Raw genomic sequence first — 25,261 nt, 5'->3', positions numbered from 1 at the left:
TCGCGCCCCATCCCGCTCTGAAACGCCCCGATGCGCAAAATCTCGCGAACTCGGCACCTCCCGCCGCCTTTATCTTCCCCAGCGCAGTTTGTCGCGCAGCACGTCGAAGTAATTCCTGTTCGTCGGCTGGATCAGATTGAACGTCGTCCGGCTCTTTCGCACGAGCACGACATCTTCGACTTCGAGCGGGAATCCGATCTGTCCATCCAACGTCAAAGCGACCTCTTCGCGCGTCTTCAAACGGAGCTCGATGACCGCCTCATCCGGCACGACGATCGGGCGATTCGAGAGCGTATGCGGACAGATCGGTGTGATGATCACAGCACCCATCGAAGGGTAGACGATCGGACCACCCGCCGAAAGGTTATAGGCGGTTGATCCCGTCGGCGTCGAAACGATCAATCCATCGGCGCGAAACGAGTTGACGAACTGCCCATCCAAGCGCGCTTCGATTTCGATGATGCGCGCCAAAGCCGCCTTGCTGATGACCACATCGTTCAAGACGCGATCTTTCGTCAACGCGCGTTCGCCGCGCACGAGCTCCGCTTCGAGCATCACGCGCCGGTCGAGGCGATAGTCGCCGCGCAGGATCGCCTCCAAAGCCGGAATCATCTCTTCGGTGTGAAAATCGGCAAGATAACCCAAACTCCCATAGTTGACGCCGAGCACCGGGATCTCCCGCTCGCCTACGAGACGAGCCGTCGAAATCATCGTGCCATCGCCGCCGAGCACGACGATCAGGTCGGCAACGGAAGCGAGCCGCTCGCGCTCCATCGTTTCAACCGCGCATCCGGTTTCAGCTTCGATGCTCGCGCGATCCAATTCGGGACAACCGATGAGCCGCACGTTTCGCGCGGCGAGCCACTCGACCAAACGGCAGACCGTGCGCGTCGCCTCCGGTTGGTTCGGTTTGACGATGACGCCGATGACGGAAGGTCTTAACATCTGAAACTTCCGAGTGCGCTTGAGAGCGATCCTCTATGGAATTCGATGAACCGGATGATACGTGCGCTCACTGATATGTGTCAACGCACGCTTTTGAACAAGCTGCGTCGATCCTATCGCTTCAAAGCTCGAACGCCTTCTAGTCGGCCTTGCGCGAAGGCGAGCAGTTAACCGCTCTTCAAACGCATCAACGGTGATGCAATACAGGTAGGCTCCTCCGATGGTTCGATTCGCGATAGAGGAAAGCGCTCCGGCGTACATCGCTTCGCGCGCCCCATTCGCGTTCCAATCGTTTGAGTTGCGCGCCGTCCGATGAGGGATCAACCAGAGTCAACCACACCGGCAAAGGGAGCCACGCCCACGCCGCGCCGTAAACTTCGCGGTTGAGGCGTTCAATACGCCGCTCGACGCGCCACTGAAGTTCAATGGGCGGCACATCTTCCCAGTTCTCATAACAAGCATGTTGAATGCACGGCGCGGGTTTGGCGCGCCGGTGGACCAAACATCCGAACTTCGCATCGAAGAGCGGACAGGAGAAGGTCTGCGCGTGCGCATCGCTAGCCACCGCCAATCCATGGCGCTCGACCGCGAGTTGCGCGCGATGGAACACCGCGCGCCTCTCCTCATCCGTCAAGCGCGGCGTGCGCAGCAAGGTCTCGCGAATCGCCACGGCTTCAAGCCGCGTGATCTGCACGTTGACGAAATGCGCGTCAGTACAACATATGCCCTTCGTCGGACATAGGCGACATGGGCGCGCCGCGTGTTCGTAATTGACGCGCATGTGGCGTTGATAGGCGCGTTTCAAACGCTGCAACCGCACGAGAGCTTCTTGTTCTGTCGATCGTCTCATAAACTTCGGAGAGCGGAGACCGACCGGCTCCCAATGATCTTTCTTAAGCGCTCTTCGCGTATCTTACGCGGCGAAGAGTTGACCCGACAAATTTCACACAGACGTTCAAGCGAGCCGCATGCGCGAGTCGCCGCGACGGCAAATTTCACATGGACGTTCAAGCGAGCTACACAGCTGATAGACTGAGCCCAACACAGGCGCTCAATTCAGCAGATGGCGCCCCCGATGAGCGAAGGCTATAACGACTGCTCACTAGCAATCGCCGTTTTGAGCAAATACGGTGGCCTCAATTCGGATTAAAGTTTCGAGCGCCGCGATCGCCCCAAGAAGCCGTTCGTCTGATTGAGCCGCGAGTTTCCTCATCTTCCCACGCTCTAAATCGCGCTTCCTCTGCGCAAGGACCTAGGGCGAGAGAGGCGACCGGAGCGCGCTTCGGATCGACACTCGACCTATGAAACTCGCTGCTCACTCGCCATCGTCTAACTCGCCTCGCACCTCTCCATCCTCTTTCTCGTAGAGCGCGAGGAATTCGACGTTACCTTCCGCGCCGCGGACGGGAGATTCGATCATGTCACGAACCTTCAGGCCCAGCGCTTGCGCCGCTTCGTTGACCATCGCGGCGGCCCGCTCGCGCTTCGCCGCGTCACGGACGATGCCGCCGCGACCGACTTCTCCGCGCCCGACCTCGAATTGCGGTTTGATGAGCACAACCATGCGCCCATCGTCTTTGAGCAATGGGACGAGCGCAGGCAGGATTTTAGTCACGGAGATGAACGAGACATCGACCGTGATGAGATCGAATCTTTCGGGAAAATCTTCCGGTCGCAAGTGGCGAGCGTTGATGCCTTCGCGCACTTCGACGCGCGGGTCGTTGCGCAACTGCCAATCCAATTGACCTCGCCCGACATCGAGCGCGACGACGCGGCGCGCGCCATGTCGCAACAGACAATCGGTGAACCCGCCGGTCGAAGCGCCCACATCGAGACAAAGGAGATCGCGCACGTCTAGTTGAAAGCGATCGAGCGCGGCCTCGAGTTTCGCCCCGCCGCGGCTGACGTACCGTGTGAGCGGATCGTCCGCGCCCTTGATCTCAACTCGCGCATCACGCGCGAAACTTTCCGAAGCCTTCATCACTCGCTGGCCGTTGACGAAAACGCGCCCAGCCATGATGAGCGCCTGTGCGCGCGTGCGCGATTCGACCAATCCGCGTTCGACGAGGAGTAGATCGATGCGTTCACGCTTCGCCATCACGCCTGCCCTCATCACCTCGCCGCGCGACTGTTCAGCATCGACAACGGAATCGCCCGTAAACTTCATCTTTTAAGTATAGACAAAGCAGAAGCCGCTTCGCCACACGGACCACAATCGGGTTGATCTTCCGCGTCGTAGCGAGTACTCTCTAACTCAAGCGAGAAAACAAGCGAGGAGGGGGAGGTACCATGCGCAAGACGACGAGAAGGATAATCGCCACTTCGAATCCGCGAAACGAGCTCGATAAGCTCGAACGCTTCACGAAACTAATTCCCGACGCGGATGCTGACGCATTGATCATTTTGGGCAATCTCGCACCGCGTCAAGCCAAAACGCGCGATTACGCGCGGATCTTTCGCTTGTTGGCCCAGATAGAGTTGCCGACCTTTTACCTTCCCGGACCGGAGGATGCGCCCATCGAAGAATACTTGCGGGAAGCGGCCAACATCGAAGTGGTCCACCCGCAAATGCACAGCGTACACGGAAGCTACGCTTTCGCCCCAGGCCACCTGCTAGTCGCCGGATTGGGCGGCGAGATCGCCGATGACCCTGACGCCACACGCGAAGAGCGCGAGCAACTGCGCTATCCGGGCTGGGAAGCGGAGTATCGCCTCAAAATCCTCTGGGAGCTCAAGGATTATCCGAAGCTCCTGCTCTTTGCGACGCCGCCGGCCCACAAAGGATTGGGCGAAGGCGGAAGCCAGACCGTGGCCGAATTGATCAAAACGCACAATCCGAAAGCCGCGTTCGTTTCCGGGAAAGAGCGCAAACAGGAGAGGCTCGGCGACTCTTGGGTGATCGTGCCCGGATCATTGGCCGACGGCGAGTTTAGTCTCGTCGATCTACATGAAGGACGTGTAGAGGCGGGCGCTATCTCTTAGCGGCTGAAGGGTCACCGAGCAAAGATGACCGCCCTCAAGGTGACGGAGCCTCGTCGCAGATTATTCGGTCGGACCGGCGAAAGAGTCGCGCGAGCACGCCCGGCCCCTTCCGCTGTGACGAGCTAGGTGAGCGGACCGTTGTGAACCTAACTCGCCACAGCGGAAGCGAATCAACCGCCGCCTATCGAATCGACCTCGAACCGCTTCCTGCGCACGCGCCGCTCTTCGATCACCTCCCACGACTCTTTGACGCGCGAATAGATGCCGTCGGCGTCGAGCCCGTATTTGGCAAGAAGCAGCTTTTGATCCCCGTGCGTCACCCACCGATCCGGTACGCCCATGCGCACGAGACGAACGCGACCGAGCAGACCGTTCTCTTCGAGGAGCTCCATCACGGCGGAGCCGAATCCGCCCGCCAGATACGCCTCCTCAACCGTGACGATCAGGCGCTTCGTTCGCGCCAACGCCAAGATCAATTCGGCATCGAGCGGCTTGGCGAAACGCGCATTGACGACTGTCGTTTCGATCCCTTCTTTGGCCAGTTGTTCTGCGGCGCGAAGCGATGGATGGACCATTGAACCGTAAGCGAGCAGCGCCACTTCGCCGCCGTCGCGTAAGATCTCAGCCTTGCCTATCTCCAACAGTTGAGGTTCGCGATCGAGCGGGACGCCGACGCCAGCGCCGCGCGGATAGCGGAAACAGATCGGGCCGGTGTGTTCGATGGCCGTCAACAGCATGTCGCGCAATTCGGCCTCGTCTTTGGGCGCCATCACGACCATGTTCGGAACGATGCGCATGTAGGCGATATCGAGCAGGCCATGATGCGTCGGCCCATCGGCGCCGACGATCCCGGCGCGGTCCATTGCAAAGACGACATGCAGATTTTGGATGCAAACGTCGTGTACGATCTGATCGAACGCGCGTTGCAAAAAGGTCGAGTAGATGGCCGCCACCGGACGCAAACCTTCGCACGCCAAACCAGCAGCGAACGTTACAGCGTGCTGTTCGGCGATGCCGACATCGAAGGCGCGCCCGGGGAACTTCTCCAGCGCCTGATCGACCCCCGTCCCATCTGGCATCGCTGCCGTGATCGCCACGATGCGCTCGTCCTTCGCCATCAGCTCACAGAGCGCATTGCTGAAGACCGAGGTGTATGTGGGAGGCGAAGGCTTCGCTGATTTGATCGCGGCGCCCGTCGAAATATCGAACGGACCAGAAGCGTGCCACTTATACCGGTTCTTCTCCGCTGGCGGATAGCCCTTGCCTTTGACCGTCAGGGCATGAACGATCACCGGCCCATCCTTGATCTGCTGCGCTTCGCGCAACGCACGCACCAGCGCCGTCGTGTCATGGCCATCGATGTAACCGATGTATTTGAAACCGAGCTCGTTGACGAGCGCGCCTGGCAAAACGGCAGCCGCAATCGCATCCTTGACCGTCTTGGCCGCCTGGTGGAGGCGTTCGCCAACGCCCGGAATCGAACGGAGCGTCTCGCCGATCTCGTCTTTGAACCGGTGGTAACCCTGCGCTTCGCGTATGCGGTTCAGGTAACCGGTCAAGGCTCCGACGGATGGGGCGATCGACATCTCATTGTCGTTCAAAAGCACGATCAAACGGGTTTTAAGATGGCCCGCCTGGTTGATCGCCTCCATCGCCATGCCGCCCGGCAAGCTCGCGTCGCCGATGATCGCGCAGACATGGTAGTTCTCGCCCTTGCGATCGCGCGCGATCGCCATGCCGAGCGCCGCCGAGATCGATGTCGAAGCGTGGCCCGCGCCGAACGTGTCGTACTCGGATTCATCGCGCCGCAAAAAGCCGCTTAACCCGCCATACTGGCGGATGGTCGGAAATTGATCGCGCCTTCCGGTCAGAATCTTGTGCGCGTAGGCTTGATGACCTACGTCCCAAACCAACCGGTCGCGCGGCGTATCGAAGGCGTAGTGGAGCGCGACCGCAAGTTCCACCGCGCCGAGCGACGCGCCAGTGTGACCGCCGATGCGCGACATCGTCTCGATGATGTACTGCCGCACCTCCTGCGCCACTTTCGGCAACAGGTCAAGCGGCAACCGGCGTAGATCCTCGGGGGAGTTGATCGTCTGTAAGAGTTCCATCGCGCGCGTATTTTACCAACCTCCGGCACGCAGCAAAAACCAAGATCGTTCGCCTTAGAAAGGAAATTTTAAATTCAAACCAAAGGCGCCGCTGAAGCGTCAAAAAGGGTAGCGTGTCAGAAGAGACTGCAGATTCAGTCTGCTGAGCCGAATAAACTTATGGGAAAAGGAGATCGGATAAGGATGAGAAGAGCTATCGGGATCACTTTGGGGTTGCTCGTCTTCTTCGCTTCCGTGGCGATGGCGCAACAGACGACTCCGCCGAGCGGCGCCCAACCCCGCTGGGGCAAGATGGTGCCACACCGTATGGGCGGAGGAGTCATCGATATGCGCCTCCTTCGCCAGCTCAACCTGACCGAGCAACAGCATCAGCAGATACGCACCATCATGCAAAATTACGCCGCTTCGACCAAACCTCAACGCGACGAACTGAGGCAGCTCTTCGAGCAGCGGCGCACCAACGGCTCGCTCACGGCTGATCAACAGGCGCGCGTTGAGCAATTGCGCGCGGCTTTGGACGCGAGCGCACAGCAAATGCGCGCCGATATACTCAACGTCCTGACGCCAGAGCAGCGCACGCAATTTGAACAACTTGAACAGCAGGCTAAAGCGAAGCGCGAGGAATGGCGTAAGAAACGCAGCAATGCGCCTTCGAATTGAAGGGCGCGACGGGAGGAAAGCGCTAGCCCACTCGCGCGTCGCAAAGGATGAGGAGCGGCCTCTCAGAGAGCAGGACCGCTCCTCATCCGCGTCATCGCTTGATCGCGCGGCTCAGCGCTTCAGCTAGCTGGATAGACTTTCCCCTCTCGCGCGATCAGATCCCGCACTCGGCGCTCGATTTCGTCACTCACCTGCCGAAAGATTTCCAGCCGCGTCGACTCATCGCCCTCGACGGCAGCGGGATCGGTCAAGTTCCAGTGTAGACCTCTTTTCCCCGGAAAGAGCGGGCACGAATCGCGGGCCACATCGCATACGGTGATCACGAGATCGAATTCGGCATCCGCGAAATCTTCGACCGATTTCGAACGATGCGCGCTCAGATCGATCCCGCGTTCGCGCATCACCTCGATAGCCAATGGATGGACGGAAGAGGGATGCGTGCCGGCTGACGCGACTTCGTAAGCGTCGCCACCCAAAGCGCGCAACCAACCTTCGGCCATCTGCGAACGCGCGCTGTTCCCGGTGCACAAGAAAAGCACACGTCGCTTCGTTCGTTCGCCACTCATTCTACGCTCCATAGCTTCAGGCACAACATCCCACCGTTCCGCCTCTCTCCGGCAGATCGCCCTCGAGCACGACGAACACCTCCCATTCGTTTCCGTCGGGATCGGTCACCCAAACCTTGTCCTGCAACGCATAACAACAAACGGTCTGCATCTCATCGCGCGTCAGAAGGCCGGCAGCCTCCCATCGCGCACGCATCTTCAGGACATCTTCCGTCGAAGCGACTTGAATGCCTAGATGAGAGAGCGCGCCGTCGCCAACATTTGCACGCCGGTTGAGCGCGAAGTTGAGCGGCGGATCATCCAGATCGAACTTGGCGTAATCGGCCCGCACGCGAACCGGTTCGACGCCGAACATGCGCCGGTAAAAATCTACGCTTCGCTGCACGTCGCGCACGTTGATGGCGACATGCGGCTTCAGTATTTTGATCTCTTTCATCCGAACCTCCGAACAGTGGATTCATATTCGCCTAAGCGAATGAATGGATACTATACCGATCCACGACATATATGTCAAGCCGTATGTGTAATCTTCCCCCGCATGGTATAATCGCCATCGCCATGACCAAAAACGAATTCGATCTAGAGCGCCTGTTCCGCGCGCTGGCCGATCGCACGCGCCTGCGGTTGCTCAATCTGCTGGACGATTCGGAGATCTGCGTCTGTTACCTAGTCGAAGCCCTGCAGATGCCTCAGCCGAAGATCTCGCGCCACCTCGCCTATCTGCGGCGCGCCGGAGTCACCGCAGCGCGCCGCAAAGGCAAATGGATCTACTATCGCATCGTCGAGCCCGAAGACGAACATGCGGCGCGGATCTTGCGCGAAGTGCGCGCGTGTTTGCGCGAGGACCGCCAGATGGCGCGCGACCGCGCCCGTTTATCGAAGTGCTGTGCGCTTTTACGCGACGCTCCGCGTCCGATTCCGCTCACGGCGGGGCGAAAATCGCTCGGTCGAGGCTAGAATCCGCGCGTTAGCCAACCTTTCTGCTCCGTGCTATGCTTCTCTTGCGCTGCAAGGGGCCGTGATGACGATGCCAGCGCTCGAGGGACAAGCGAGAAGGCTGGGGGCGAAGAGAGCGCCCAACCTCAGCCTCAGGGATGGGGTTTCTGCCGGGGCGGATCGAGAGAGTTCTCGCCGCGCACGGATGCGCTTTCGACGAGCGCTCGCGATCGTTCAACGGAATTGCGCTTCCGCTCGACGACGATCTACGACCCCAGCTGAGATGAGCTTCTGTTCGATGAGCAGGCGTGCCGGTTCGACGAAGCGTTCGCGCGACTGGACCGGATCCGACGCGCGTTTTGTCCCATCGTAAAGGCAACTCGACGCGAGAGAATTTGGAAGGAGCTTGTTGAATGGGAATCAACGGAAACCTTGGCGAGAAAGCTTCATTCATCGATGAGGAGTTGAGCCGCATCGAAGAAGAGCGAGTCGTTGAGCGCATTTGGACCAAGGACGTTTCCTTGTGGAAGCGAGAAGAAGAGCATCAGAAGATCATCCGAAATGCGCTCGGTTGGCTCGACGTTGTGGCGAAGATGCGCGCGCACGCGGGCGAAATAGAGGCGTTCGCGCGCGCGATACGCGATGATGGGATCGAACGCATCCTGCTGCTCGGCATGGGAGGATCGAGCCTTTGTCCGGAAGTCTTGCGCCGCACTTTCGGGGCGCTCGAGGGTTGGCCCGAACTTCTCGTGCTCGATTCGACCGATCCGGATACGGTGGCGAACTTCGCTTCGCGCATCTCGCCACAAAGCACGCTCTTCGTCGTCTCTTCAAAATCGGGCACGACCATCGAACCGCTCTCTTTCTTCAAATTCTTCTACGAACGCGCGCGCGAAGAGCGCGGCGAGCGAGCTGGTCATAACTTCATCGCCATTACCGATCCGGGGACGCCGCTCGAACGCTTGGCACGTGAGCGAAGCTTTCGCCGGACCTTCACGAACCCGCCGGACATCGGTGGGCGCTATTCGGCTCTATCGCTATTCGGACTCGTTCCCGCGGCGCTCATGGGGCTTGACGTTGCGCGCGCGCTCGAGCGCGCTGAAGCGGCGATGCGCGCGTGTGGCCCTGATGTGCCCGTGCGCGAGAATCCGGCGGCGCGGCTAGGCGTTGCGATGGGCGCCTGCGCGCGCGAAGGTCAAGACAAGTTGACGCTCATCGCAAACGGACGGATCTCATCGTTTGGCCTATGGGTTGAGCAACTGATCGCCGAAAGCACGGGCAAAGAAGGGGTGGGGATCGTGCCCGTCGCCGGCGAGCCTTTGGGCGAACCGGAAGATTACGCCGATGATCGTCTCTTCGTCGCCATTCAGGCGGGCGAGCCTGATGAAGAGATCGAACGCAAACTCGACGCGCTCGCCTCCCGCGCTCACCCGATCCTCAAGCGCTCCATCAGCGGCGCGCACGAGCTGTGGGCTGAGTTCTTCACGTGGGAGATGGCGACGGCCATCGCTGGCGCGCTTCTCGGCATCGATCCATTCGACCAGCCGAACGTCCAAGAGAGCAAGGATCGCACCGCCGCGCTGCTTGGACAATTCGCGGAGACGGGAGATCTGCCCGAAGAGGAACCGCTGCTAGCGACGGACGAAGTTCTGATCTACGGCCCGCGCTCGAGCGATCTCGATTCGGACGACGCGCGAGAACTGATCCGGCGGCACCTCGCGCAGGCGCGTATGGGGCGCGACTACATCGCGCTGCTCGTCTACCTCGAAGAGAACGAGGAACACGACGCGCTGCTCAGCGAAATACGTCGCCACGTGCTCGATCGTCTGCGCGTGGCGACCACCGCCGGATATGGGCCGCGTTATCTTCACTCCACAGGGCAACTGCATAAGGGTGGACCGGACACGGGCGTATTCCTGCTGATCACAGCCGATGCTCGCCAAGACCTCCCCGTCCCCGGCGAGAGATACAGCTTCGGCGCGCTCGAACGGGCGCAAGCGCTCGGCGATTTCGCTGCCCTGCTCGGTCGGCGACGGCGCGCGTTGCGGTTACATTTTCGTCACGACACCGGAGGATTGAACTTTCTGCTTGAAGCGGTGCAAAGTTTAGATCGAACCAGGTAAGCGTTGGGATATGGAACAACAGGTTGCTGACATAGGGATCGTCGGATTAGGCGTTATGGGTTCGAGCCTCGCGCTCAACATTGAACGGCACGGCTATGGCGTCGCCGCCTGGGAGCGCGATCCGCAACTCGCCGAGACTTTCGCGGCAGGTGAGGCGCGCGGCAAGCAGATCGCGATCTTCAAGGATCCGGCGCAGATGGTTCACGCTTTGAAGCGTCCGCGTCGCATCTTGATGATGGTCAAAGCTGGACCGCCCGTCGATTGGACCATCGAACAGTTCATCCCATACCTCGAAGGCGATGACATCTTGATAGATGGCGGCAACTCTCATTTTGAAGACACGCGGCGGCGCGCCGCCGCGCTGAACGCTCGCGGATTGCGTTACATCGGCATGGGCGTTTCGGGCGGCGAGCGCGGCGCGCTCTTCGGACCATCGCTCATGCCCGGCGGCTCGCGCTCGGCCTACGATGAACTGCGACCGATACTCGAAGACATCGCGGCGAAGACGGATGACGGTCCTTGCGTTGCCTACATCGGTCCCGATGGAGCTGGGCATTTCGTCAAGATGGTCCACAATGGGATCGAGTACGGCGTGATGCAATTGATCGCCGAAGTCTACGACATCATGCGCCGCGCGCTCGGCCTAGGGGCGGAAGAACTGGCCCAAGTTTTCGACCGATGGAACGCCGGGGCGCTTCAATCCTTCTTGCTCGAGATCACGGCGAAGATCTTTCGCGTGCGCGATCGAGAGACGGGTCAACCGCTCGTCGATCTCGTGCTCGATCGCGCCGAGCAGAAAGGGACCGGCAAGTGGACGACGCAGACGGCGCTCGATCTGGGCGTTCCAACTCCCACGATAGATGCCGGGGTCGAAGCGCGACTCATATCCAGTTTGAAAGAGGAGCGCGTTCGGGCGGCGCGCCTTTTTGAAGAAGCGGCGAACGAAGGCAGGAGGGAGATCAACGAACGTGAGCGCATCGCGCAGGATCTGCATGACGCGCTCTACGCCTCGGAACTCTGCGCCTATGCGCAAGGCATGTCGCTGATCCGCGCAGCTTCTAACGAATTCGATTGGGGAATAGACCTGAGCGAGGTGGCGCGCATCTGGAAGGGAGGCTGTATCATCCGCGCGCGCCTCCTCGATCGAGTGAAAAACGCTTACCTGCGGGACAAAGGGTTGCCTAACCTTCTGCTCGATCCGGAGATCGCGCGCTTGATCATCCCTTTGCAAGGAGCATGGCGACGAGCTGTCAGCCTAGCCGTAAACGACGGCGTCCCGTGCTTGGGACTGGCGGCGAGCCTCGCCTATTTCGACAGTTACCGAAGCGAGCGCCTGCCACAGAACTTGACTCAAGCGCAGCGCGATCTTTTCGGCGCACACACCTACGAGCGCGCGGACAAACCCGAACTGGGCCACATCCATACCGATTGGGAACGAGCGGCGGACCAATGACGATGAGCCTCGGATCTCTGAATGAAAGACCTATCGCCGTGGACGAGCTTTCGGATAATCCCTTGCGCGAAGGGTTGAAAGTGGAGCGCGCAGCTGGGCCATGCGCGATCATCATCTTCGGCGCCTCTGGAGATCTGACGCGCCGCAAATTGATCCCGGCGCTCTATCGGCTCGCGCAGCGGCGCTTGCTTTCGCCGAACTTCGCCGTGCTTGGCATCGCGCGCACAGAGATGAGCGATGAAGAGTTTCGTCAGCGCATGCGCGATGCGGTCATCGAGAACGAGGAACAGACGTTCGATGAGCGCACTTGGCAAAGCTTCGCCTCGGGACTCCGCTATGAAGCGGCAGATCTTTCCGATGCGGGGGCCTACACGCGAATGATCGCTTCGTTACAGCGACTCGAAGGCGAGCGGCAAACTGAAGGCAATCGCCTCTTCTATCTGGCCACCGCGCCCGAACTCTTTTCGACGATCATCGAGCGTTTGGGCGAATGCGGCCTTACGCGCGCCGAGGCAGGGAGATGGACGCGCATCATCATCGAAAAGCCCTTCGGTTACGATCTCGCGAGCGCGCGCGAACTGAACGCCCGTATCGCTCGCTTCTTCGGCGAAGATCAGATCTATCGTATAGACCACTATCTCGGCAAAGAGACCGTCCAAAACCTCTTCGCCCTTCGCTTCGCCAACAGCATCTTCGAGTCAGTATGGAACCGCAATCATATCGACCACGTTCAGATCACGAACGCCGAGACGCTCGGCGTCGAGGGACGCGGCGGCTACTACGAACGCGCTGGGGCGCTGCGCGACATGATCCAGAGCCATGTGCTCCAAGTCGTATCGTTGATCGCGATGGAACCGCCGACTTCGTTATCGGGCGACGATGTGCGCGATGAGAAGATGAAGGCTCTCGCCGCGGTGCGCCCGATCAAGGACGTCAAAGAGTCCGCCGTGCGCGGCCAATATGGGCCAGGATTCGTCCTCGGCGAGAGAGTGGTCGGCTATCGCGAAGAGCCCGGGGTCGATCCGCAATCGACGACGGAGACGTTCGCCGCCTTGAAGCTTCAGATCGATAATTGGCGATGGGCCGGAGTTCCCTTCTACGTGCGATCGGGCAAACGTCTGCCGAAGCGCGTTACCGAAGTCGCGATCCGCTTCAAAGATGTCCCTCACAATCTCTTCACCGCGAATGGCGAATCGCTGAGCGCCAATCTCCTCATCATTCGCATTCAACCTAACGAAGGGATTACGCTGCGTTTCAATGTCAAACTGCCTGGGCAAGCGATGCGCCTTCGCCCGGTCAATATGGATTTCCGCTACAGCGCATCTTTCGGCATCACGCTGCCGGAAGCCTACGAACGCTTACTGCTCGATTGCATGTTGGGCGAAGCGACGCTCTTCGCCCGACGCGACATGATCGAGCGCAGTTGGGAGATCGTGATGCCCGTGCTCGAAGCGTGGGCCGCAGAGAAGCCGGATTTCCCCAACTACGCCGCCGGCACTTGGGGACCGCAGGCGGCGGATGAACTGATCGAACGCGACGGGCGTCGCTGGCGGAGGTTGTAAAGATGGTTCTCGATGACGCGCGCTACGGTCTGTGGCCCATACATGAAGGTCCGGGACTCAATGTCGCGGCAGTGGAGAACGCCTTGCGCAGCTTGTGGACCGAACACGCGACAAACGGAGAAGAAGCCTTGCTTCGTGGACGCGCTTTGAATCTGATCGTCTGGATGGAGGACGAGGCCGGTTTTGACGAAACGCAGGCAGCGCTCGATGAGATCATCATCGCCCATCCCTGCCGCGCGCTCTTCCTGCTCATCAATTCAGACGCCCCCTCGCGCACAGCTCGAGCCTACATCGCCGCGCGTTGTGTGCGCGCCGAAGCTCGAAGCCCGCGCCTGTGCGGCGAGCAGATACTGTTCATCGCCAACCCAGACCTGCAAGCTGAGCTTCTCAGCGCCGTCGCCGTCCTGCTCTACTCTGATCTTCCAACCTTCCTCTGGTGGAAAGGGGCATCTTGCGACGACGAGATTTTCTACAAACTCTGCGAACTATCGGACCGCGCCATCGTAGACTCATCGCTTTCCCGCAAGTTGCACGATCAGTTCCGATCGCTGGATCGCCTTCTCCGCGACAAAACGCTTGATGAAGTGGTTCTCAGCGATCTCGAATGGGCGCGGATCAACGAATGGCGCGCGACGCTCGCCGAAAGCTACGACACCCTTTCGGGGCGCGCGGCGATCCGCTACGCGCGAACGGTCAGCATAGAGCACACGCCCTTCAAAGGTGAACGCTCATCGCCGCAAGCCTTGCTGTTTGCCGGATGGCTTGCGAGCCGTTTGAAGTGGCGTTTGATCACTCCGACCGGCCCCTCGCTTCTCTTCGATGCCGACGATCGCCGAATCGAATTGCGCTTGCGACAAAACGAAGCGCAGGGGATCGAACCTGGCCGTCTGACGGCTGTCGAGTTTATGGCTGGAGCAGAACCGAGTCTACGCATCTCTCTATCGGAAAGCGGCGGGCATATCGAAACGCGGATCTCGGGCCGGAAGTCGAATCACGTTGCCCGATGTGATGATCGCAGCGAAGGCTGTCTGATGCGGCGCGAACTCGAAGAACTCGGGCGCGACCACGTGTATGAACAGGCCCTCAGTTCAGCGCTCGAGATCCTCGAAACGCTTTGAGTTAAGCCGGAAGATGAATGGCCGACCGATTGAAATCCACCCAAGTGTGAAAAGACGATAGGCGCTCTGCCCGATGACCTGGAAGATGAATGGCCGACCGATTGAGATCCACCCTGACCTTCAAGCGGCGAGTCGCCGCGCCGCCGAACTCTTCGTCGAGATCGCGCGACAGAGCATCAAGCGCGATGAGAGGTTCGATCTCGCGCTTTCGGGAGGCTCGACCCCGCGCCTTCTTTACACGCTTCTCGGCTCAGAATTCTCCTCGGAGATAGATTGGAATCGCACGCATCTGTTCTGGGCCGATGAACGCTGTGTGCCGCCGGATGATGAGGAGAGCAATTATCGGATGGTGCACGAAACGCTGCTCGCCCGCGCCCCAATCCCCATTTCAAACGTCCATCGCATGAGAGGCGAAGAGGACCCGAATCGCGCTGCCGCCGAATACGAGGCGCTGCTGCGGGCGCACTTTCGTGGCCTTCCCCGCTTCTCCCTCATCCTGCTAGGTATGGGAGCGGATGGTCACACGGCTTCGCTCTTTCCCTACTCGCCAGCGCTCGACGAACGCGAACGCTTAACGATCGCAACTTATGTCGAGAAGTTGAAAGCGATGCGCTTGACGCTGACGCTCCGCTCGATCAACAACGCCGCGCACGTCATCTTCCTCGTCGCAGGTGCGGAGAAGGCTCCAGCCTTGCGGGCCGTTTTCGATGAAAAGACCGATGCGCGTTCGATCCCAGCCAAATTGGTCGCCCCGACGGACGGCGATCTTCTGTGGGTAGTTGATCGAGCTGCCGCGAGCTTGCTCGCCGAATGAAACCGGTGACGATCGTGGGCAGGTGGATCGAACCATCTTACCCCACCCGCCCTTCGACGAACGTACTCATCGCGGCGCGCTCGCGCGAATGGTCAACGCAGTCCCGCTCGCCAATTCGAGATGATCGCGCCCCTGCACGTAGACCGAACCTGCGCCCGCGCCAGCGCCGATCACCGCGCCGATGGCCGCCCCCTTGCCGCCGCCAGCGATCGCCCCGATGACCGCTCCGACAGCCGTCCCAATAGCTGTGCGTTGCACGGTCCGCTCGGTTTGACTGGTCTGCTCTTTGATCGCGCCTTCGTTGTCGATGCGCACCTGCTCCCCGCCGACCGGTTGGACGCTTTCGAGGATCCCGGAAAAACGATAACTGCGCCCATCGGGTAAGCGTATTCGTTCGAAATTGAGCGTGATCTCAGCCCGCCCGCTGATGCGTCCCGGCTGATTCACGCGCGAAACGTAACCTTCGATCACGGCATCCCGATAATTCGTCGGCTCGCGCACCGTCGCCGTGAAACGATCGCCTTCGCGCGAATCTTTCGTCGAGAGATTCGTGTTCAGAACGGCGACGACACGGGTTCCATCCGGAACGAGGAAAGCCTCCGATGTGACGGGCGAGGTCTCCCTATATAGATCCCATTGAGCGACGCTCGAGACGCGATCGTAGATGCTCTCGAGCGAGACGTACTGACCGATCCGATCGGCATAGATGCGCCGCACGACGCGCAATCGGTCGCCGTTATCGAGCGCTTCAAAAGTCACATTGAAACTGCTCCCGCGCTCGCCAACAGCGTTGATCTCTAAACGATCGCCGATTAAGCTAGCGCGCACGCGCATCGCGCTTCCATCATTAGCCCGTTCCGAACGTTCGATCCCATCGGCGATCAGGGAGATACGGGGCGCACGAGACGAAGCGATGGTCACCGCCCGCCCCCGACGCTCGATGGCCAACCTGTCGGGCGGATCAAGACGAGCGACGAGTTCATCGTAAACGCTCTGCCGCTGCCCGCTCGGCAAACTGCGCGTCACCTGTTCGATCGCTTCACGCGGATTCTGGCTGCGTTCTGCATCGAGCTCATATGTCCCGGTCAAACGCGCGTCGACTCCAACGGCGGGCGCATTCGCGGCGGTCGAAGCGTTCCATCGCCATGTGATCCCATAAGCGCGGGCCAGTTGATTGAGATCGGCACGCAAAGTTCGCCAATCGCTCTCGGCCCGCACACTCAAACGATGCTGGCGCACATAATCGTCTATGCGTGCCGCGCGATCGAGCACGACTTCGGCGTCGCCGCGCGCCGATTCACGCCTTCCGAAACGGTCGCGTAGCGAGGCCATGGCCTCTTCGAAAGCGGAGATGAGAGCGTTGACCTCATCGGCGCTCGAACTTCCCAAAGCTTCGCCCGCGCTCCGACGGAAACGGGCCGTATCGCTCTCTATCCGCCGCAACAGTTGACGCATCTGCGCATCGGTTAAGCGATAAGCCCGGCGCGCTTGAGCGTCGGCTCTTAGCGACAGGTTGCTCAGTAACAGAAGGGCGAGGAGGACGAAAAGAGTTCGCTTTAGCGGCATGGCTCCCCTCCGTAAGTTCCGATTCCGTACTCTCATTAGACGCATCTACTTCCTTTACGGGAAAGGGGCAATCGCTATGCCACACCGCGATCTGCATTGGGTCAGGAGCTCCTTTGCGCATCTATTTCGCGCGAACGCTGCGGCGCTGGGAAAGGATCAGGGAGCGATACCGACGCACGCGGCCTCATTGAATCGACCAAATGGAGTGAGATTCAGACCGAAAACGTGAGTCGCGCTCACGCGAATGCCTATAAAGGATCAACTTAAACTTCACCTTCTGCGCCACGGAGACGCAAACCGCGCGCAAGTGACTTCGATTAACCGAAGCGAGTTACGGGACCATCCTTTGCATGGTCACGGTCACGATCGGCTCTTCTCCGGCCGTACGACTATAAGAGACCCAGTAACCCGCTTTCGGATAGCGGATCATAAGATAGGCTGAGCCATCAGGACGCGGTTGGACATCGGTGCCCAACACGGCTTTGGCCGTCGGCGCGTTATTATCGCGCCCCGTGTAAATGACGGCGATGGCCATCACCTTCTTCGATTCATCGTAGTAGATCTGTGCCGTCTCCGAATCGGAGAAAGTGTAAATGTCCAATCGGTCGCTCTTCTCTTTCGGGTCGCCGAGTTTTTGATGCACTTCATCTAACGTCATGCCGATCTTGATGCCCCGATACTCGCGCAACACCGGCTCATCCGTCTGTCTCTCCCCGGAGACTGCGTTCTGGCTCTGCGCCTGACTCTGAGCGCGGGCCGTGACCGGGAAACCAAACAGAGCCGGAACAAGGCATCCTGCGACGATCAGTTCCCGCAAGCGAAACATCATCGGCCTCCTTATCTCTTCGCTTTCTCCGGCTGCGAGATCAGCCCAATACCTCGCTTTACATTTTAACCAGCGCTCGGCGCGAGAACAACCTCCTTTTTCGCTGCAATCGGTTGCTGGGAATCGGAAGCCGTGAACCGAAAAAGGCTCGTCCTTGAAGCGGGGCGCGGCCTTCGTGTTATGCTGCAGCCCGCAGAGCTTTAGAACATTTAGGGTTTCCGAGGAGGTTTCGATCATGAGTGAGGGCAAAGATCTAGTAGCGACGGTTCACTTCGCCGACCATGGCTTCTTCATCGGCATCACGCCAAGCGGACACGCGCAAGCGATCGACACCGACGGCGCGCGCCACGCCGCTCCATCGCCGATGGAACTGCTGCTCATCGCGCTTGGCGCTTGTACAGCCGTTGACGTCATCGGGATACTACGCAAAAAGCGCGAACAGGTAACAGACTATCGCGTCGAAGTGCGCGGCGCGCGCCGCGACGAGCATCCGCGCCACTTCACGCGCATGGAGGTTCGTCACATCATCCGCGGCGTGAACGTCTCCGCACGGGCCGTAGAGCAAGCGATCGAACTATCGGAGAATAAGTATTGCAGCGTCGCCGCGACGTTGCGACCAACGGTCGAGATCGTTTCCACCTATGAGATAGAGAACGAATCCACAGCGGCGGAAGTTTGATCGCCGTGACTCGACATTCGATGGCCTCCCTTCATCGCGGCGAAAGCATCAAAGCGATTGACGATTCAGGGATGTAACGCGATGAGACTTCGCTCAACAGATTCGCCGCTTATTCTCATCGTCGCCGCGGCGTTGGCGACTTCGGCTCTGGCCCTGTCAAACGGAGCCATCGCGCAGGGCGATGCCGCCCTGGCTGCGGTGAGGAGGCTCGATCAAGCGAGCCGCACCAGTAACGGGGAGTTGGCGCCGCTCAGCGCCGAAGAGCATATGCGCCGTGCGGCCATCTACTTCGCCAACCGCGCTTTCGCCGAAGCGCGCGCACACTGGCAAGCGTTGATCACACGCTATCCCAATGACGAGCGCGTCCCCGCAGCCCTGTTCGGCATCGGACGATCCTTCTATCAGGAACGCCGCTATGCGGAGGCGCTCCCCTTCTTCGAAAAGCTTGGTCGCGACTATCCGAACTCGCGCGAAGGGCGTGACGGTTTTTACTTCGTCGCCCCGACGCTTCTGCGTTTAGGGCGCGCAGCCGAGGCCGCTTCTCGCTATCAAGCCTATATCGCGCGCTTTCCGGCAGGGGAGCGGATCGCCGACGCCTATCTGAATACGATCGACACATTGCGCGAAGCTGGCAAGCCGCAGGAGGCGCTTGACTGGATCGAACGCACGCGCCAGAAATTCGCCGGGACGCCGACGGCGACCAACGCGCTCTTCGCGCACCTTCGACTCGAAATATCGCGCGGCAACTGGACCAAAGCCGTGACTTTAAGCGATGAACTGCTCCGATCGCCTCTCACTGGCACGATGACAAGCGTCGCTGAGGTCAATTACCTTCGCGCTTACAGTCTGGAAAGACTCGGCAACTCAGCCGAGGCGGCCCGTATCTATCAACTCATCCCCGACAGCATCTATTCCTACTACGGATGGCTCGCCACTATGCGCTTGATGCGCCTTGGGCAACGCGCGCAAGCCATTGCCCGAGCGAGCCGAGTGCGCGATCAGATCCGAACCTCAGCCGATTTCGGCGAGACGCCATACCGCGAGATCGTTCTGCGCGTGGCTAAAGAGCGCGGTCTCGATCCGCGCCTCATCCTCGCCATCATGCGCCAAGAGAGCGCTTTTCGCCCACAGGCCCGTTCTCGAGCCGCCGCCCGCGGACTCATGCAGTTGACCATCGACATCGCCCAAAAGTACGGCCCGCGCGCGAATTTGAGCGAGGTCGGAGAGATGGATCTTTATCGTCCCGAGATCTCAATCCAGATCGCTGCAGCCTATCTCGCCGAACTCACCAAGCTCTTCCCTCAACTGCCCGAAGCGGTCGTCGCTTCATATAACGGCGGAGAGGACAACGTCGCGCGCTGGCTTGAACGCTCAGGCAAACGGGACCCGGGCATCTTCACGGCTGAGATAGGCTTCGCTGAAACCAAAGACTACGTCTTTAAAGTGATGAACTACTATCGCGCCTACTGCACGCTGTATACGGCGGAACTTCTGCCGCAACGCCCTGACGAGGCACAAGGGGTCAACTCGCCCGAAAAGAACGCTTCGTCGATCCCTTGACGATTCGTCAATCGACGCACTATATTTCTCTTTTCGCTAAAACCACGAACTTTCAACCGTAGCCTGGAGAGAAGCGTAAGATGCCGAATCATAAGTCCGCAGAGAAACGGATGCGCCAAAATGAGAAGAGACGGCGCATCAATCGGAGCAACCGGAGCCGTTTGAGAACGGCGATCAAGAAGTTCCGCGCCGCGCTCACATCGGGAGATTATCAGGCCGCCCAACAGCTTCTACCTCAAACGATCTCCATCATCGACAAATCGGTCCAGAAGGGCGTGATCCATCGCAACGCGGCGGCGAGATACAAATCGCGGTTGACCTCACGCCTCAACCAACTAACTCAAGCCTCAGCCTAGCGTAGCCCGGAAAGACTGGCTCATTGAGCGGCACACAGTGAAACGGAGGCGCGGTGCCCGTGTCCATCTCCTGACGAGCGAAGTCTCCGCAGCGGACGCGACAGTTGGGTCTAGATAAGGACGACTCGATCAGAGAGAACCGAGGGGAAGTCTCCGAAAAGCCACCCGCGTCGAGATCCTAGCTGGACGCTCCTCGTCGAAGCGGTGACCTGCGGCTGCCAACCGAAACTTCCTCTCTAGAAGTCATCTCAAAAACGGCAAAAGCTGAAGTGGATCGAGCCGAAAGAGGCATTTGTGGGATTCAAACGATCACGACGCCGACGCAAGCGGTGCTCACGGGTCGAGCCGAAAGAGGCATTTATGAGCTCGCTGCTAAAGATTTGAGAGTTCACAGATGAGCATTTCGAGTTGCAACTGCGGCGTCGCTTGCGATGTTTTAATGGCGAGATCCGCCGCGGCGATCCTCTCGATCGCCCGCGCGAAGACGCGCGCATCGGTTCGACGTGCGGTGGCGAGGAACTCTTCTCGCTTGCTGAAAGGCAAGGCGACAACGCGGAAGACCTCGGATGTCGGCGCTCCGCGCGCCATCAACTCCTTCGCCAAAGCCAACCGATGATAATTGCTCGCGATGAGCCCCAACAGCATGACCGGTTCCGCGCCATCCGCTAACAGATGGCGCAACGTCATCAACGCGCGTTTTTTATCTCGCCGGATGAGATGATCGGTCAATTCGAAATTTGAAAGCTCGCGCGACCGATCCGTCAGAGCTTCGACCAGATCGATCGTGATCTGCCCTTGAGGCAAAGCAGCCGTCGCCAATTTCTCCAATTCGATCGCCAACCGACGGACATGTGGCCCGACGAGCGCGATTATATGGTGCAATGTTCTTTCATCAACCGTCGCGCCCAACTCTTTCAATTGCCCGCGCGCCCACTGCGCGAGCTCCATATCGTTGAGGATCGGGAACTCGACGGCGGCACAACGTTCGAGCAGCAACTTGCTCAGCCTCTTTCGCTTATCGAGATCGTCGGCGGTGAAGATGACCACCGCGGTCTCCGCTGGCTGGACCAGGTAGCGTCCCAAGGCCTCTTCGTCTGCCTCACGCAAGCGACTGAAATTGGCGATATGCACGACGCGGCGCGATCCCATCACCGGCAGCTCATAAGCCGACGCAAGCGCGTGCTGTATGTCGGCAACGGCCAGATCGAACCTCGACTCATTGAACTCGCGCAGCGGCGCGCCGTTGAGCGCCGAATCGGCGATCGCGCGGGCCGCCTTTTCACGCAAATACTCCTCCGGACCATAAAGCAAGTAGAGCGGATGCAGCTTCCCGCTCTTCAATTGGCGGCGCAACTCCTCGCGCGTCAACGTGCTCATCTTATCGCCCCGAATCCATTCACGAGCGTCGAGACCAAGCTCTCGGCGAAACTACGCGCGATTCGATCGACCGCCGCATCCTCTTCATTGAAGAAGACGCGCGGATCCTGCGCGAACTCGAATTCGCCGCGAAAGACGTAGTTTTGGTTATCATAAAGCACTTTGTTCGCCTTCTGATCGCGCACCGTGACGGCGGCTTGAATCTCCACTTCGAAGACGCGCGCGCGCCCGTTATTGTCGAGCAGCACGCTGGAGAAGCCGAACCGCTTTATCGTCCCATCTATCACCGCATCGGCCCCATCGCGTTCGCTTTGGACGCGCAGCCCGCGACCGCGACGAATGAGTTCATCCATGACCGCCTTGGTGAAGCGCGATTCGATCCGGTAATGCAACGCCTGGTTCTGAAAGGCGGGGACGGCGATGACGTGTATCCGTTCAGGCAGGCCGTTGCGCGTCATCGGCTTGTAGCATTCCGTGAACCCGGAAGCGAGAAGCGAGATTGTAACCAACAGGAGGACGCGCCGACCATTTCGAGCGAACCCGCTCGAAAGACGGCCCAATCCCATCCTTCCCCCCCAGAGATAGCGACCACTTCGAATCATCTTAAACATAACCGCGATGCGTCACGTTAGGCGAAACGACAGATGCTATGCACACTTGTAGCTTTCGGCGACGATCTGCCGAAGGGCATCGGCAACGCGCGCCGTTTCGACTGCGGCGCGCACATCATGCACACGCACGATCGCGGCGCCGAGGAAGATCGAGATCGCGACCGTAGCCATCGTGCCGTGCAATCGCTGGTCCACAGGGGCACCGTTCAGCAGATGGCCGATGAAAGATTTCCTCGAGGGGCCGACGAGCAACGGGAATTCGCGGAACTCTCCGGCCAAGCGATCCAAGCGCGCGATCAATTCGACGTTCTGCATGGCGGTCTTGCCGAAGCCGATCCCCGGATCGAGCACGATCTGCGCGCGGGCCACACCATGCCTTTCCGCTTCCGCGATGCTCTGGCGCAATCCGGCGATCACTTCCGCGAAGATGTCCTCGCTGGGCGGCTGAGCGTGCAAAGAGGCCCGATCGCCGCGAGAGTGCATGAGCACCAAACCGGCCCCCGTGCGCGCCGCTGTATCGGCCAAGCGAGGATCGAAACGGAGCCCGGAAATATCGTTGATGATCTCGACTCCAGCATCTAACGCGGCACGTGCGACCTCCGCCTTCGTCGTATCGATCGACAGCGGCAGATCGAATATTTTAGCCAATCGCGCGACCACCGGGATGGTTCGGCGCAACTCCTCCTCGACCGGAACGGGAGAGGATCCGGGGCGCGTCGACTCCCCGCCGATGTCGATGATGTCTGCGCCCTCAGCAACCATCCGCTCCGCGTGCGCGAGAGCGCGATCGACCGAATCGAAGAGCCCGCCATCGCTAAAGCTATCGGGCGTCGTATTGAGCACGCCCATGATGAGCGTGCGCGCGCCAAGTTCGATCGAGCGCCGCGCTGTTTTCCAAATACGCGCCATAAGTCGGACTCCACCGACGTCGCGGCGATCAGCGACGACATAAGATTAATGGAATAAAAAGGCGGAAGCCAGTTGATCGGCTTCCGCTTGCGCGTATCTTTCGCCCCTTGGTCCTCATGCCGTTGCGGGATTGCTTCCCGTGATCGGCGGAAGGATCGGCTTCAATTTCGGCACAGTGGGAGTCGCCTCCTTCTCTTTGACCTTCGACGCCGAATCCCCATCGGAAGTCGGCGGCTCGTCATCATCAAGCGGCAACCCGGCGACGATGCGGCGGATCTGTACGGCATCGAGCGTTTCGCGCTCAAGGAGAGCTTCGGACAAACGGATCATCGCCTCGCGATTTTCGAGGATGATCTTCTTCGCGCGTTCGTACTGCTCGGTGATGATCTTCTTCACCTCCTGATCGATCTTGATCGCCGTATCTTCGGAGAAATCGCGATGCTGGGCGATCTCGCGCCCCAAGAAGATCTGTTCTTCGCGCTTGCCGAAGGTGAGCGGTCCGAGATCGCTCATGCCATATTCGCAGACCATCGCGCGCGCCAACTCTGTGGCGCGTTCGAGATCGTTGGCCGCTCCCGTCGTAATGCTACCCAAGAAGACCTCTTCGGCGACGCGCCCGCCCATCAAGATGGCGATCTGGCCGAGCAGATACTCCTTGGTGTAATTATGCCGATCCCCTTCGGGCAGTTGCTGCGTAACGCCCAATGCCATGCCTCGCGGGATGATCGTCACCTTGTGGACTGGATCGGCATTGGGCACTTTCAATCCAACGAGCGCGTGCCCCGCTTCGTGATAAGCGGTAACGCGCTTCTCTTCGTTCGAGATGACCATCGAGCGCCGCTCGGCGCCCATCAACACTTTGTCTTTGGCCAATTCGAAATCGGCCATCGTGACGACCTTGCGGTTGTTGCGCGCCGCATTCAAAGCTGCTTCGTTAACCAAGTTGGCGAGATCGGCGCCGGTGAATCCGGGCGTGCCGCGCGCGATCACAGAGATATCGACATCATCGCCGAGCGGGATCTTGCGCGTATGGACCTTCAAGATCCCTTCGCGCCCACGCACATCAGGTCGCGAAACGACGACGCGGCGATCGAACCTCCCGGGTCGCAGGAGGGCCGGATCGAGCACGTCGGGCCGGTTGGTCGAAGCCATGATGATGACGCCATCGTTCGACTCGAAACCATCCATCTCGACGAGCAACTGGTTGAGAGTCTGTTCACGCTCGTCGTGACCGCCGCCAAGTCCGGCGCCGCGATGGCGACCGACGGCGTCTATCTCATCGATGAAGATGATGCAGGGCGCGTTCTTCTTCCCCTGCTCGAACAGATCGCGCACGCGACTGGCGCCGACGCCGACGAACATCTCGACGAAATCCGATCCCGAGATCGAGAAGAACGGGACATTAGCTTCGCCGGCGACGGCCCGCGCCAACAGCGTTTTGCCCGTGCCCGGCGGGCCGACCATCAAGACGCCTTTCGGGATGCGCCCGCCGAGTTTCTGGAATTTCTGCGGTTCCTTCAAGAACTCGATGATCTCTTGCAACTCTTCCTTAGCTTCATCGACGCCGGCGACATCCTTGAAGGTGACGCGCTTTTGCTGGTTATTGAGCAGCTTGGCTCGCGCCTTCCCGAAGCTCAAGGCTTTGTTTCCGCCAGCCTGTATCTGGCGCATCATGAAGATCCAGATCGCGATCAAAAAGATGAGCGGCGCCCAATAAAGCACCATCGTCCAGATGGCGCTATTGCCGCTCACTTCTTCTTCGACGCGCACACGTTGTTCACCGCGCTCATTCGGCTCGGAAGCAAGCTTCATCAAGTCGGCCTTGAACTGTTCGTTGGCCAGCGGGGTGTGCCAAGTCTGCTTGCCATCGGTAGCGACGACTTCCGATTGTTTGATCGTCAACTCCGTGATCTCGTTCTTCTTGATCTTTGCGACGAGATCGCTGATCGGCAACTGCTTAGCGTCGCGCCCTGCCGTCCCAGCGAAGAGGCGGTAGAGGAGCAACGCCCCCATGATGATCAGAACCCAAACGACGATCTGCTTAGCTGTGGAATTCAACCCCGTATGCCTCCGTCACCGAATGATAACCTATTTTTCACCCTTTGTC

At 59.7% G+C, this 25,261-nt stretch carries 23 protein-coding genes; 11 read left to right on the top strand and 12 right to left on the bottom strand.

The features are described 5' to 3' along the window. Window positions 1–69: 69 nt before the first annotated feature. The 3 genes from PYK22_RS10170 to PYK22_RS10160 form a co-directional block, all read right to left on the bottom strand. Window positions 70–945: an NAD(+)/NADH kinase gene (locus tag PYK22_RS10170; protein ID WP_041976868.1), complete on the bottom strand. Its 876-nt coding sequence runs from the start codon at window positions 943–945 to the stop codon at window positions 70–72. Between the two features lie 187 nt (window positions 946–1,132). Then, on the bottom strand, window positions 1,133–1,795 hold the full coding sequence (locus PYK22_RS10165) for a hypothetical protein (RefSeq protein ID WP_041976866.1): 663 nt from the start codon (window positions 1,793–1,795) through the stop codon (window positions 1,133–1,135). A gap of 465 nt (window positions 1,796–2,260) precedes the next feature. Next, entirely contained in the window at window positions 2,261–3,058 is a 798-nt protein-coding gene (locus tag PYK22_RS10160) for a TlyA family RNA methyltransferase (protein ID WP_041977283.1), read from the bottom strand. 176 nt (window positions 3,059–3,234) lie between these two features. Here PYK22_RS10160 and PYK22_RS10155 point away from each other — a divergent pair, with 176 nt between their 5' ends. Beyond that, window positions 3,235–3,927: a metallophosphoesterase family protein gene (locus PYK22_RS10155; protein ID WP_041976865.1), complete on the top strand. Its 693-nt coding sequence runs from the start codon at window positions 3,235–3,237 to the stop codon at window positions 3,925–3,927. 170 nt (window positions 3,928–4,097) lie between these two features. On the opposite strand, the gene dxs is transcribed toward PYK22_RS10155, so the two are convergent. Further along, window positions 4,098–6,038, bottom strand: a complete 1,941-nt coding sequence (gene dxs / locus PYK22_RS10150) for a 1-deoxy-D-xylulose-5-phosphate synthase (protein WP_041976863.1) — start codon at window positions 6,036–6,038, stop codon at window positions 4,098–4,100. Window positions 6,039–6,221: 183 nt separating this feature from the next. Between dxs and PYK22_RS10145 the strand changes: the two genes are divergently transcribed. Beyond that, the gene (locus PYK22_RS10145; protein WP_041976861.1) at window positions 6,222–6,698 is read left to right on the top strand and encodes a Spy/CpxP family protein refolding chaperone; all 477 of its coding nucleotides are present in this window, start codon (window positions 6,222–6,224) and stop codon (window positions 6,696–6,698) included. A 119-nt stretch (window positions 6,699–6,817) separates the two neighbouring features. On the opposite strand, the gene PYK22_RS10140 is transcribed toward PYK22_RS10145, so the two are convergent. Then, window positions 6,818–7,264 carry an arsenate reductase ArsC gene (locus PYK22_RS10140; protein WP_041976858.1) on the bottom strand — a complete coding sequence of 149 codons (447 nt, stop codon included), beginning with the start codon at window positions 7,262–7,264 and terminating at the stop codon, window positions 6,818–6,820. Window positions 7,265–7,280: 16 nt separating this feature from the next. Continuing rightward, a complete protein-coding gene (locus tag PYK22_RS10135; RefSeq protein WP_041976855.1) occupies window positions 7,281–7,700 on the bottom strand; it encodes an ArsI/CadI family heavy metal resistance metalloenzyme in 420 nt (139 codons plus the stop codon). Between the two features lie 122 nt (window positions 7,701–7,822). Between PYK22_RS10135 and PYK22_RS10130 the strand changes: the two genes are divergently transcribed. The 6 genes from PYK22_RS10130 to pgl all read left to right on the top strand — a co-directional run bounded on the left by PYK22_RS10130 (window position 7,823) and on the right by pgl (window position 15,270). After that, a complete protein-coding gene (locus PYK22_RS10130; protein ID WP_041976853.1) occupies window positions 7,823–8,221 on the top strand; it encodes an ArsR/SmtB family transcription factor in 399 nt (132 codons plus the stop codon). A 392-nt stretch (window positions 8,222–8,613) separates the two neighbouring features. Beyond that, window positions 8,614–10,323, top strand: coding sequence for a hypothetical protein (locus PYK22_RS10125; protein ID WP_060635549.1), 1,710 nt, complete (start codon window positions 8,614–8,616; stop codon window positions 10,321–10,323). A 10-nt stretch (window positions 10,324–10,333) separates the two neighbouring features. After that, entirely contained in the window at window positions 10,334–11,776 is a 1,443-nt protein-coding gene (gene gndA, locus PYK22_RS10120) for an NADP-dependent phosphogluconate dehydrogenase (protein WP_041976850.1), read from the top strand. A 2-nt stretch (window positions 11,777–11,778) separates the two neighbouring features. Then, the gene (gene zwf, locus PYK22_RS10115) at window positions 11,779–13,338 is read left to right on the top strand and encodes a glucose-6-phosphate dehydrogenase (RefSeq protein WP_041977278.1); all 1,560 of its coding nucleotides are present in this window, start codon (window positions 11,779–11,781) and stop codon (window positions 13,336–13,338) included. A 2-nt stretch (window positions 13,339–13,340) separates the two neighbouring features. After that, window positions 13,341–14,456, top strand: a complete 1,116-nt coding sequence (locus PYK22_RS10110) for a glucose-6-phosphate dehydrogenase assembly protein OpcA (RefSeq protein WP_041976849.1) — start codon at window positions 13,341–13,343, stop codon at window positions 14,454–14,456. Window positions 14,457–14,541: 85 nt separating this feature from the next. After that, window positions 14,542–15,270 carry a 6-phosphogluconolactonase gene (gene pgl / locus PYK22_RS10105; protein ID WP_041977276.1) on the top strand — a complete coding sequence of 243 codons (729 nt, stop codon included), beginning with the start codon at window positions 14,542–14,544 and terminating at the stop codon, window positions 15,268–15,270. A 66-nt stretch (window positions 15,271–15,336) separates the two neighbouring features. On the opposite strand, the gene PYK22_RS17860 is transcribed toward pgl, so the two are convergent. Then, window positions 15,337–16,836 (bottom strand): YMGG-like glycine zipper-containing protein, encoded by a 1,500-nt coding sequence (locus PYK22_RS17860; protein WP_041976848.1) that lies wholly within the window; start codon window positions 16,834–16,836, stop codon window positions 15,337–15,339. Between the two features lie 331 nt (window positions 16,837–17,167). Next, on the bottom strand, window positions 17,168–17,662 hold the full coding sequence (locus PYK22_RS10095) for a hypothetical protein (RefSeq protein WP_162199836.1): 495 nt from the start codon (window positions 17,660–17,662) through the stop codon (window positions 17,168–17,170). Window positions 17,663–17,897: 235 nt separating this feature from the next. Between PYK22_RS10095 and PYK22_RS10090 the strand changes: the two genes are divergently transcribed. The 3 genes from PYK22_RS10090 (at window position 17,898) to rpsT (ending at window position 20,257) form a co-directional block, all read left to right on the top strand. Then, complete coding sequence (locus tag PYK22_RS10090) at window positions 17,898–18,341, top strand: OsmC family protein (RefSeq protein ID WP_041976844.1); 444 nt, start codon at window positions 17,898–17,900, stop codon at window positions 18,339–18,341. An 81-nt stretch (window positions 18,342–18,422) separates the two neighbouring features. Further along, window positions 18,423–19,901 (top strand): lytic transglycosylase domain-containing protein, encoded by a 1,479-nt coding sequence (locus PYK22_RS16725; RefSeq protein ID WP_060635548.1) that lies wholly within the window; start codon window positions 18,423–18,425, stop codon window positions 19,899–19,901. Between the two features lie 80 nt (window positions 19,902–19,981). Continuing rightward, window positions 19,982–20,257 carry a 30S ribosomal protein S20 gene (gene rpsT / locus PYK22_RS10080; protein WP_041976843.1) on the top strand — a complete coding sequence of 92 codons (276 nt, stop codon included), beginning with the start codon at window positions 19,982–19,984 and terminating at the stop codon, window positions 20,255–20,257. Window positions 20,258–20,629: 372 nt separating this feature from the next. On the opposite strand, the gene holA is transcribed toward rpsT, so the two are convergent. The 4 genes from holA to ftsH all read right to left on the bottom strand — a co-directional run bounded on the left by holA (window position 20,630) and on the right by ftsH (window position 25,212). Continuing rightward, on the bottom strand, window positions 20,630–21,634 hold the full coding sequence (holA, locus tag PYK22_RS10075) for a DNA polymerase III subunit delta (protein ID WP_041976842.1): 1,005 nt from the start codon (window positions 21,632–21,634) through the stop codon (window positions 20,630–20,632). Continuing rightward, window positions 21,631–22,236, bottom strand: a complete 606-nt coding sequence (gene lptE / locus PYK22_RS10070) for an LPS assembly lipoprotein LptE (protein ID WP_157770815.1) — start codon at window positions 22,234–22,236, stop codon at window positions 21,631–21,633. Before lptE ends, holA begins: the two co-directional genes overlap by 4 nt. Window positions 22,237–22,281: 45 nt before the next feature. After that, window positions 22,282–23,154: a dihydropteroate synthase gene (folP, locus tag PYK22_RS10065; RefSeq protein ID WP_041976839.1), complete on the bottom strand. Its 873-nt coding sequence runs from the start codon at window positions 23,152–23,154 to the stop codon at window positions 22,282–22,284. A 114-nt stretch (window positions 23,155–23,268) separates the two neighbouring features. Further along, window positions 23,269–25,212, bottom strand: a complete 1,944-nt coding sequence (gene ftsH, locus PYK22_RS10060; protein ID WP_041976837.1) for an ATP-dependent zinc metalloprotease FtsH — start codon at window positions 25,210–25,212, stop codon at window positions 23,269–23,271. Between the last annotated feature and the right edge of the window lie 49 nt (window positions 25,213–25,261).

Source organism: Pyrinomonas methylaliphatogenes, from assembly GCF_000820845.2.
GTDB lineage: Bacteria > Acidobacteriota > Blastocatellia > Pyrinomonadales > Pyrinomonadaceae > Pyrinomonas > Pyrinomonas methylaliphatogenes.
Note: the sequence above shows the minus strand (reverse complement) of the source record. Positions and strands in the feature narration are given on the sequence as shown.

Bases quoted from the DNA above. Each gene is read 5' to 3' on its own strand.
- PYK22_RS17860 (WP_041976848.1), bottom strand. From the start codon at position 16,836: ATGCCGCTAAAGCGAACTCTTTTCGTCCTCCTCGCCCTTCTGTTACTG.
- lptE (WP_157770815.1), bottom strand. From the start codon at position 22,236: ATGATTCGAAGTGGTCGCTATCTCTGGGGGGGAAGGATGGGATTGGGC.
- rpsT (WP_041976843.1), top strand. From the start codon at position 19,982: ATGCCGAATCATAAGTCCGCAGAGAAACGGATGCGCCAAAATGAGAAG.
- gndA (WP_041976850.1), top strand. From the start codon at position 10,334: ATGGAACAACAGGTTGCTGACATAGGGATCGTCGGATTAGGCGTTATG.
- PYK22_RS10130 (WP_041976853.1), top strand. From the start codon at position 7,823: ATGACCAAAAACGAATTCGATCTAGAGCGCCTGTTCCGCGCGCTGGCC.
- PYK22_RS10090 (WP_041976844.1), top strand. From the start codon at position 17,898: ATGAGTGAGGGCAAAGATCTAGTAGCGACGGTTCACTTCGCCGACCAT.
- PYK22_RS16725 (WP_060635548.1), top strand. From the start codon at position 18,423: ATGAGACTTCGCTCAACAGATTCGCCGCTTATTCTCATCGTCGCCGCG.
- PYK22_RS10125 (WP_060635549.1), top strand. From the start codon at position 8,614: ATGGGAATCAACGGAAACCTTGGCGAGAAAGCTTCATTCATCGATGAG.
- pgl (WP_041977276.1), top strand. From the start codon at position 14,542: ATGAATGGCCGACCGATTGAGATCCACCCTGACCTTCAAGCGGCGAGT.
- PYK22_RS10170 (WP_041976868.1), bottom strand. From the start codon at position 945: ATGTTAAGACCTTCCGTCATCGGCGTCATCGTCAAACCGAACCAACCG.
- folP (WP_041976839.1), bottom strand. From the start codon at position 23,154: ATGGCGCGTATTTGGAAAACAGCGCGGCGCTCGATCGAACTTGGCGCG.
- PYK22_RS10140 (WP_041976858.1), bottom strand. From the start codon at position 7,264: ATGAGTGGCGAACGAACGAAGCGACGTGTGCTTTTCTTGTGCACCGGG.
- PYK22_RS10155 (WP_041976865.1), top strand. From the start codon at position 3,235: ATGCGCAAGACGACGAGAAGGATAATCGCCACTTCGAATCCGCGAAAC.
- PYK22_RS10165 (WP_041976866.1), bottom strand. From the start codon at position 1,795: ATGAGACGATCGACAGAACAAGAAGCTCTCGTGCGGTTGCAGCGTTTG.
- holA (WP_041976842.1), bottom strand. From the start codon at position 21,634: ATGAGCACGTTGACGCGCGAGGAGTTGCGCCGCCAATTGAAGAGCGGG.
- zwf (WP_041977278.1), top strand. From the start codon at position 11,779: ATGAGCCTCGGATCTCTGAATGAAAGACCTATCGCCGTGGACGAGCTT.
- PYK22_RS10110 (WP_041976849.1), top strand. From the start codon at position 13,341: ATGGTTCTCGATGACGCGCGCTACGGTCTGTGGCCCATACATGAAGGT.
- dxs (WP_041976863.1), bottom strand. From the start codon at position 6,038: ATGGAACTCTTACAGACGATCAACTCCCCCGAGGATCTACGCCGGTTG.
- PYK22_RS10160 (WP_041977283.1), bottom strand. From the start codon at position 3,058: ATGAGGGCAGGCGTGATGGCGAAGCGTGAACGCATCGATCTACTCCTC.
- PYK22_RS10145 (WP_041976861.1), top strand. From the start codon at position 6,222: ATGAGAAGAGCTATCGGGATCACTTTGGGGTTGCTCGTCTTCTTCGCT.
- PYK22_RS10135 (WP_041976855.1), bottom strand. From the start codon at position 7,700: ATGAAAGAGATCAAAATACTGAAGCCGCATGTCGCCATCAACGTGCGC.
- PYK22_RS10095 (WP_162199836.1), bottom strand. From the start codon at position 17,662: ATGTTTCGCTTGCGGGAACTGATCGTCGCAGGATGCCTTGTTCCGGCT.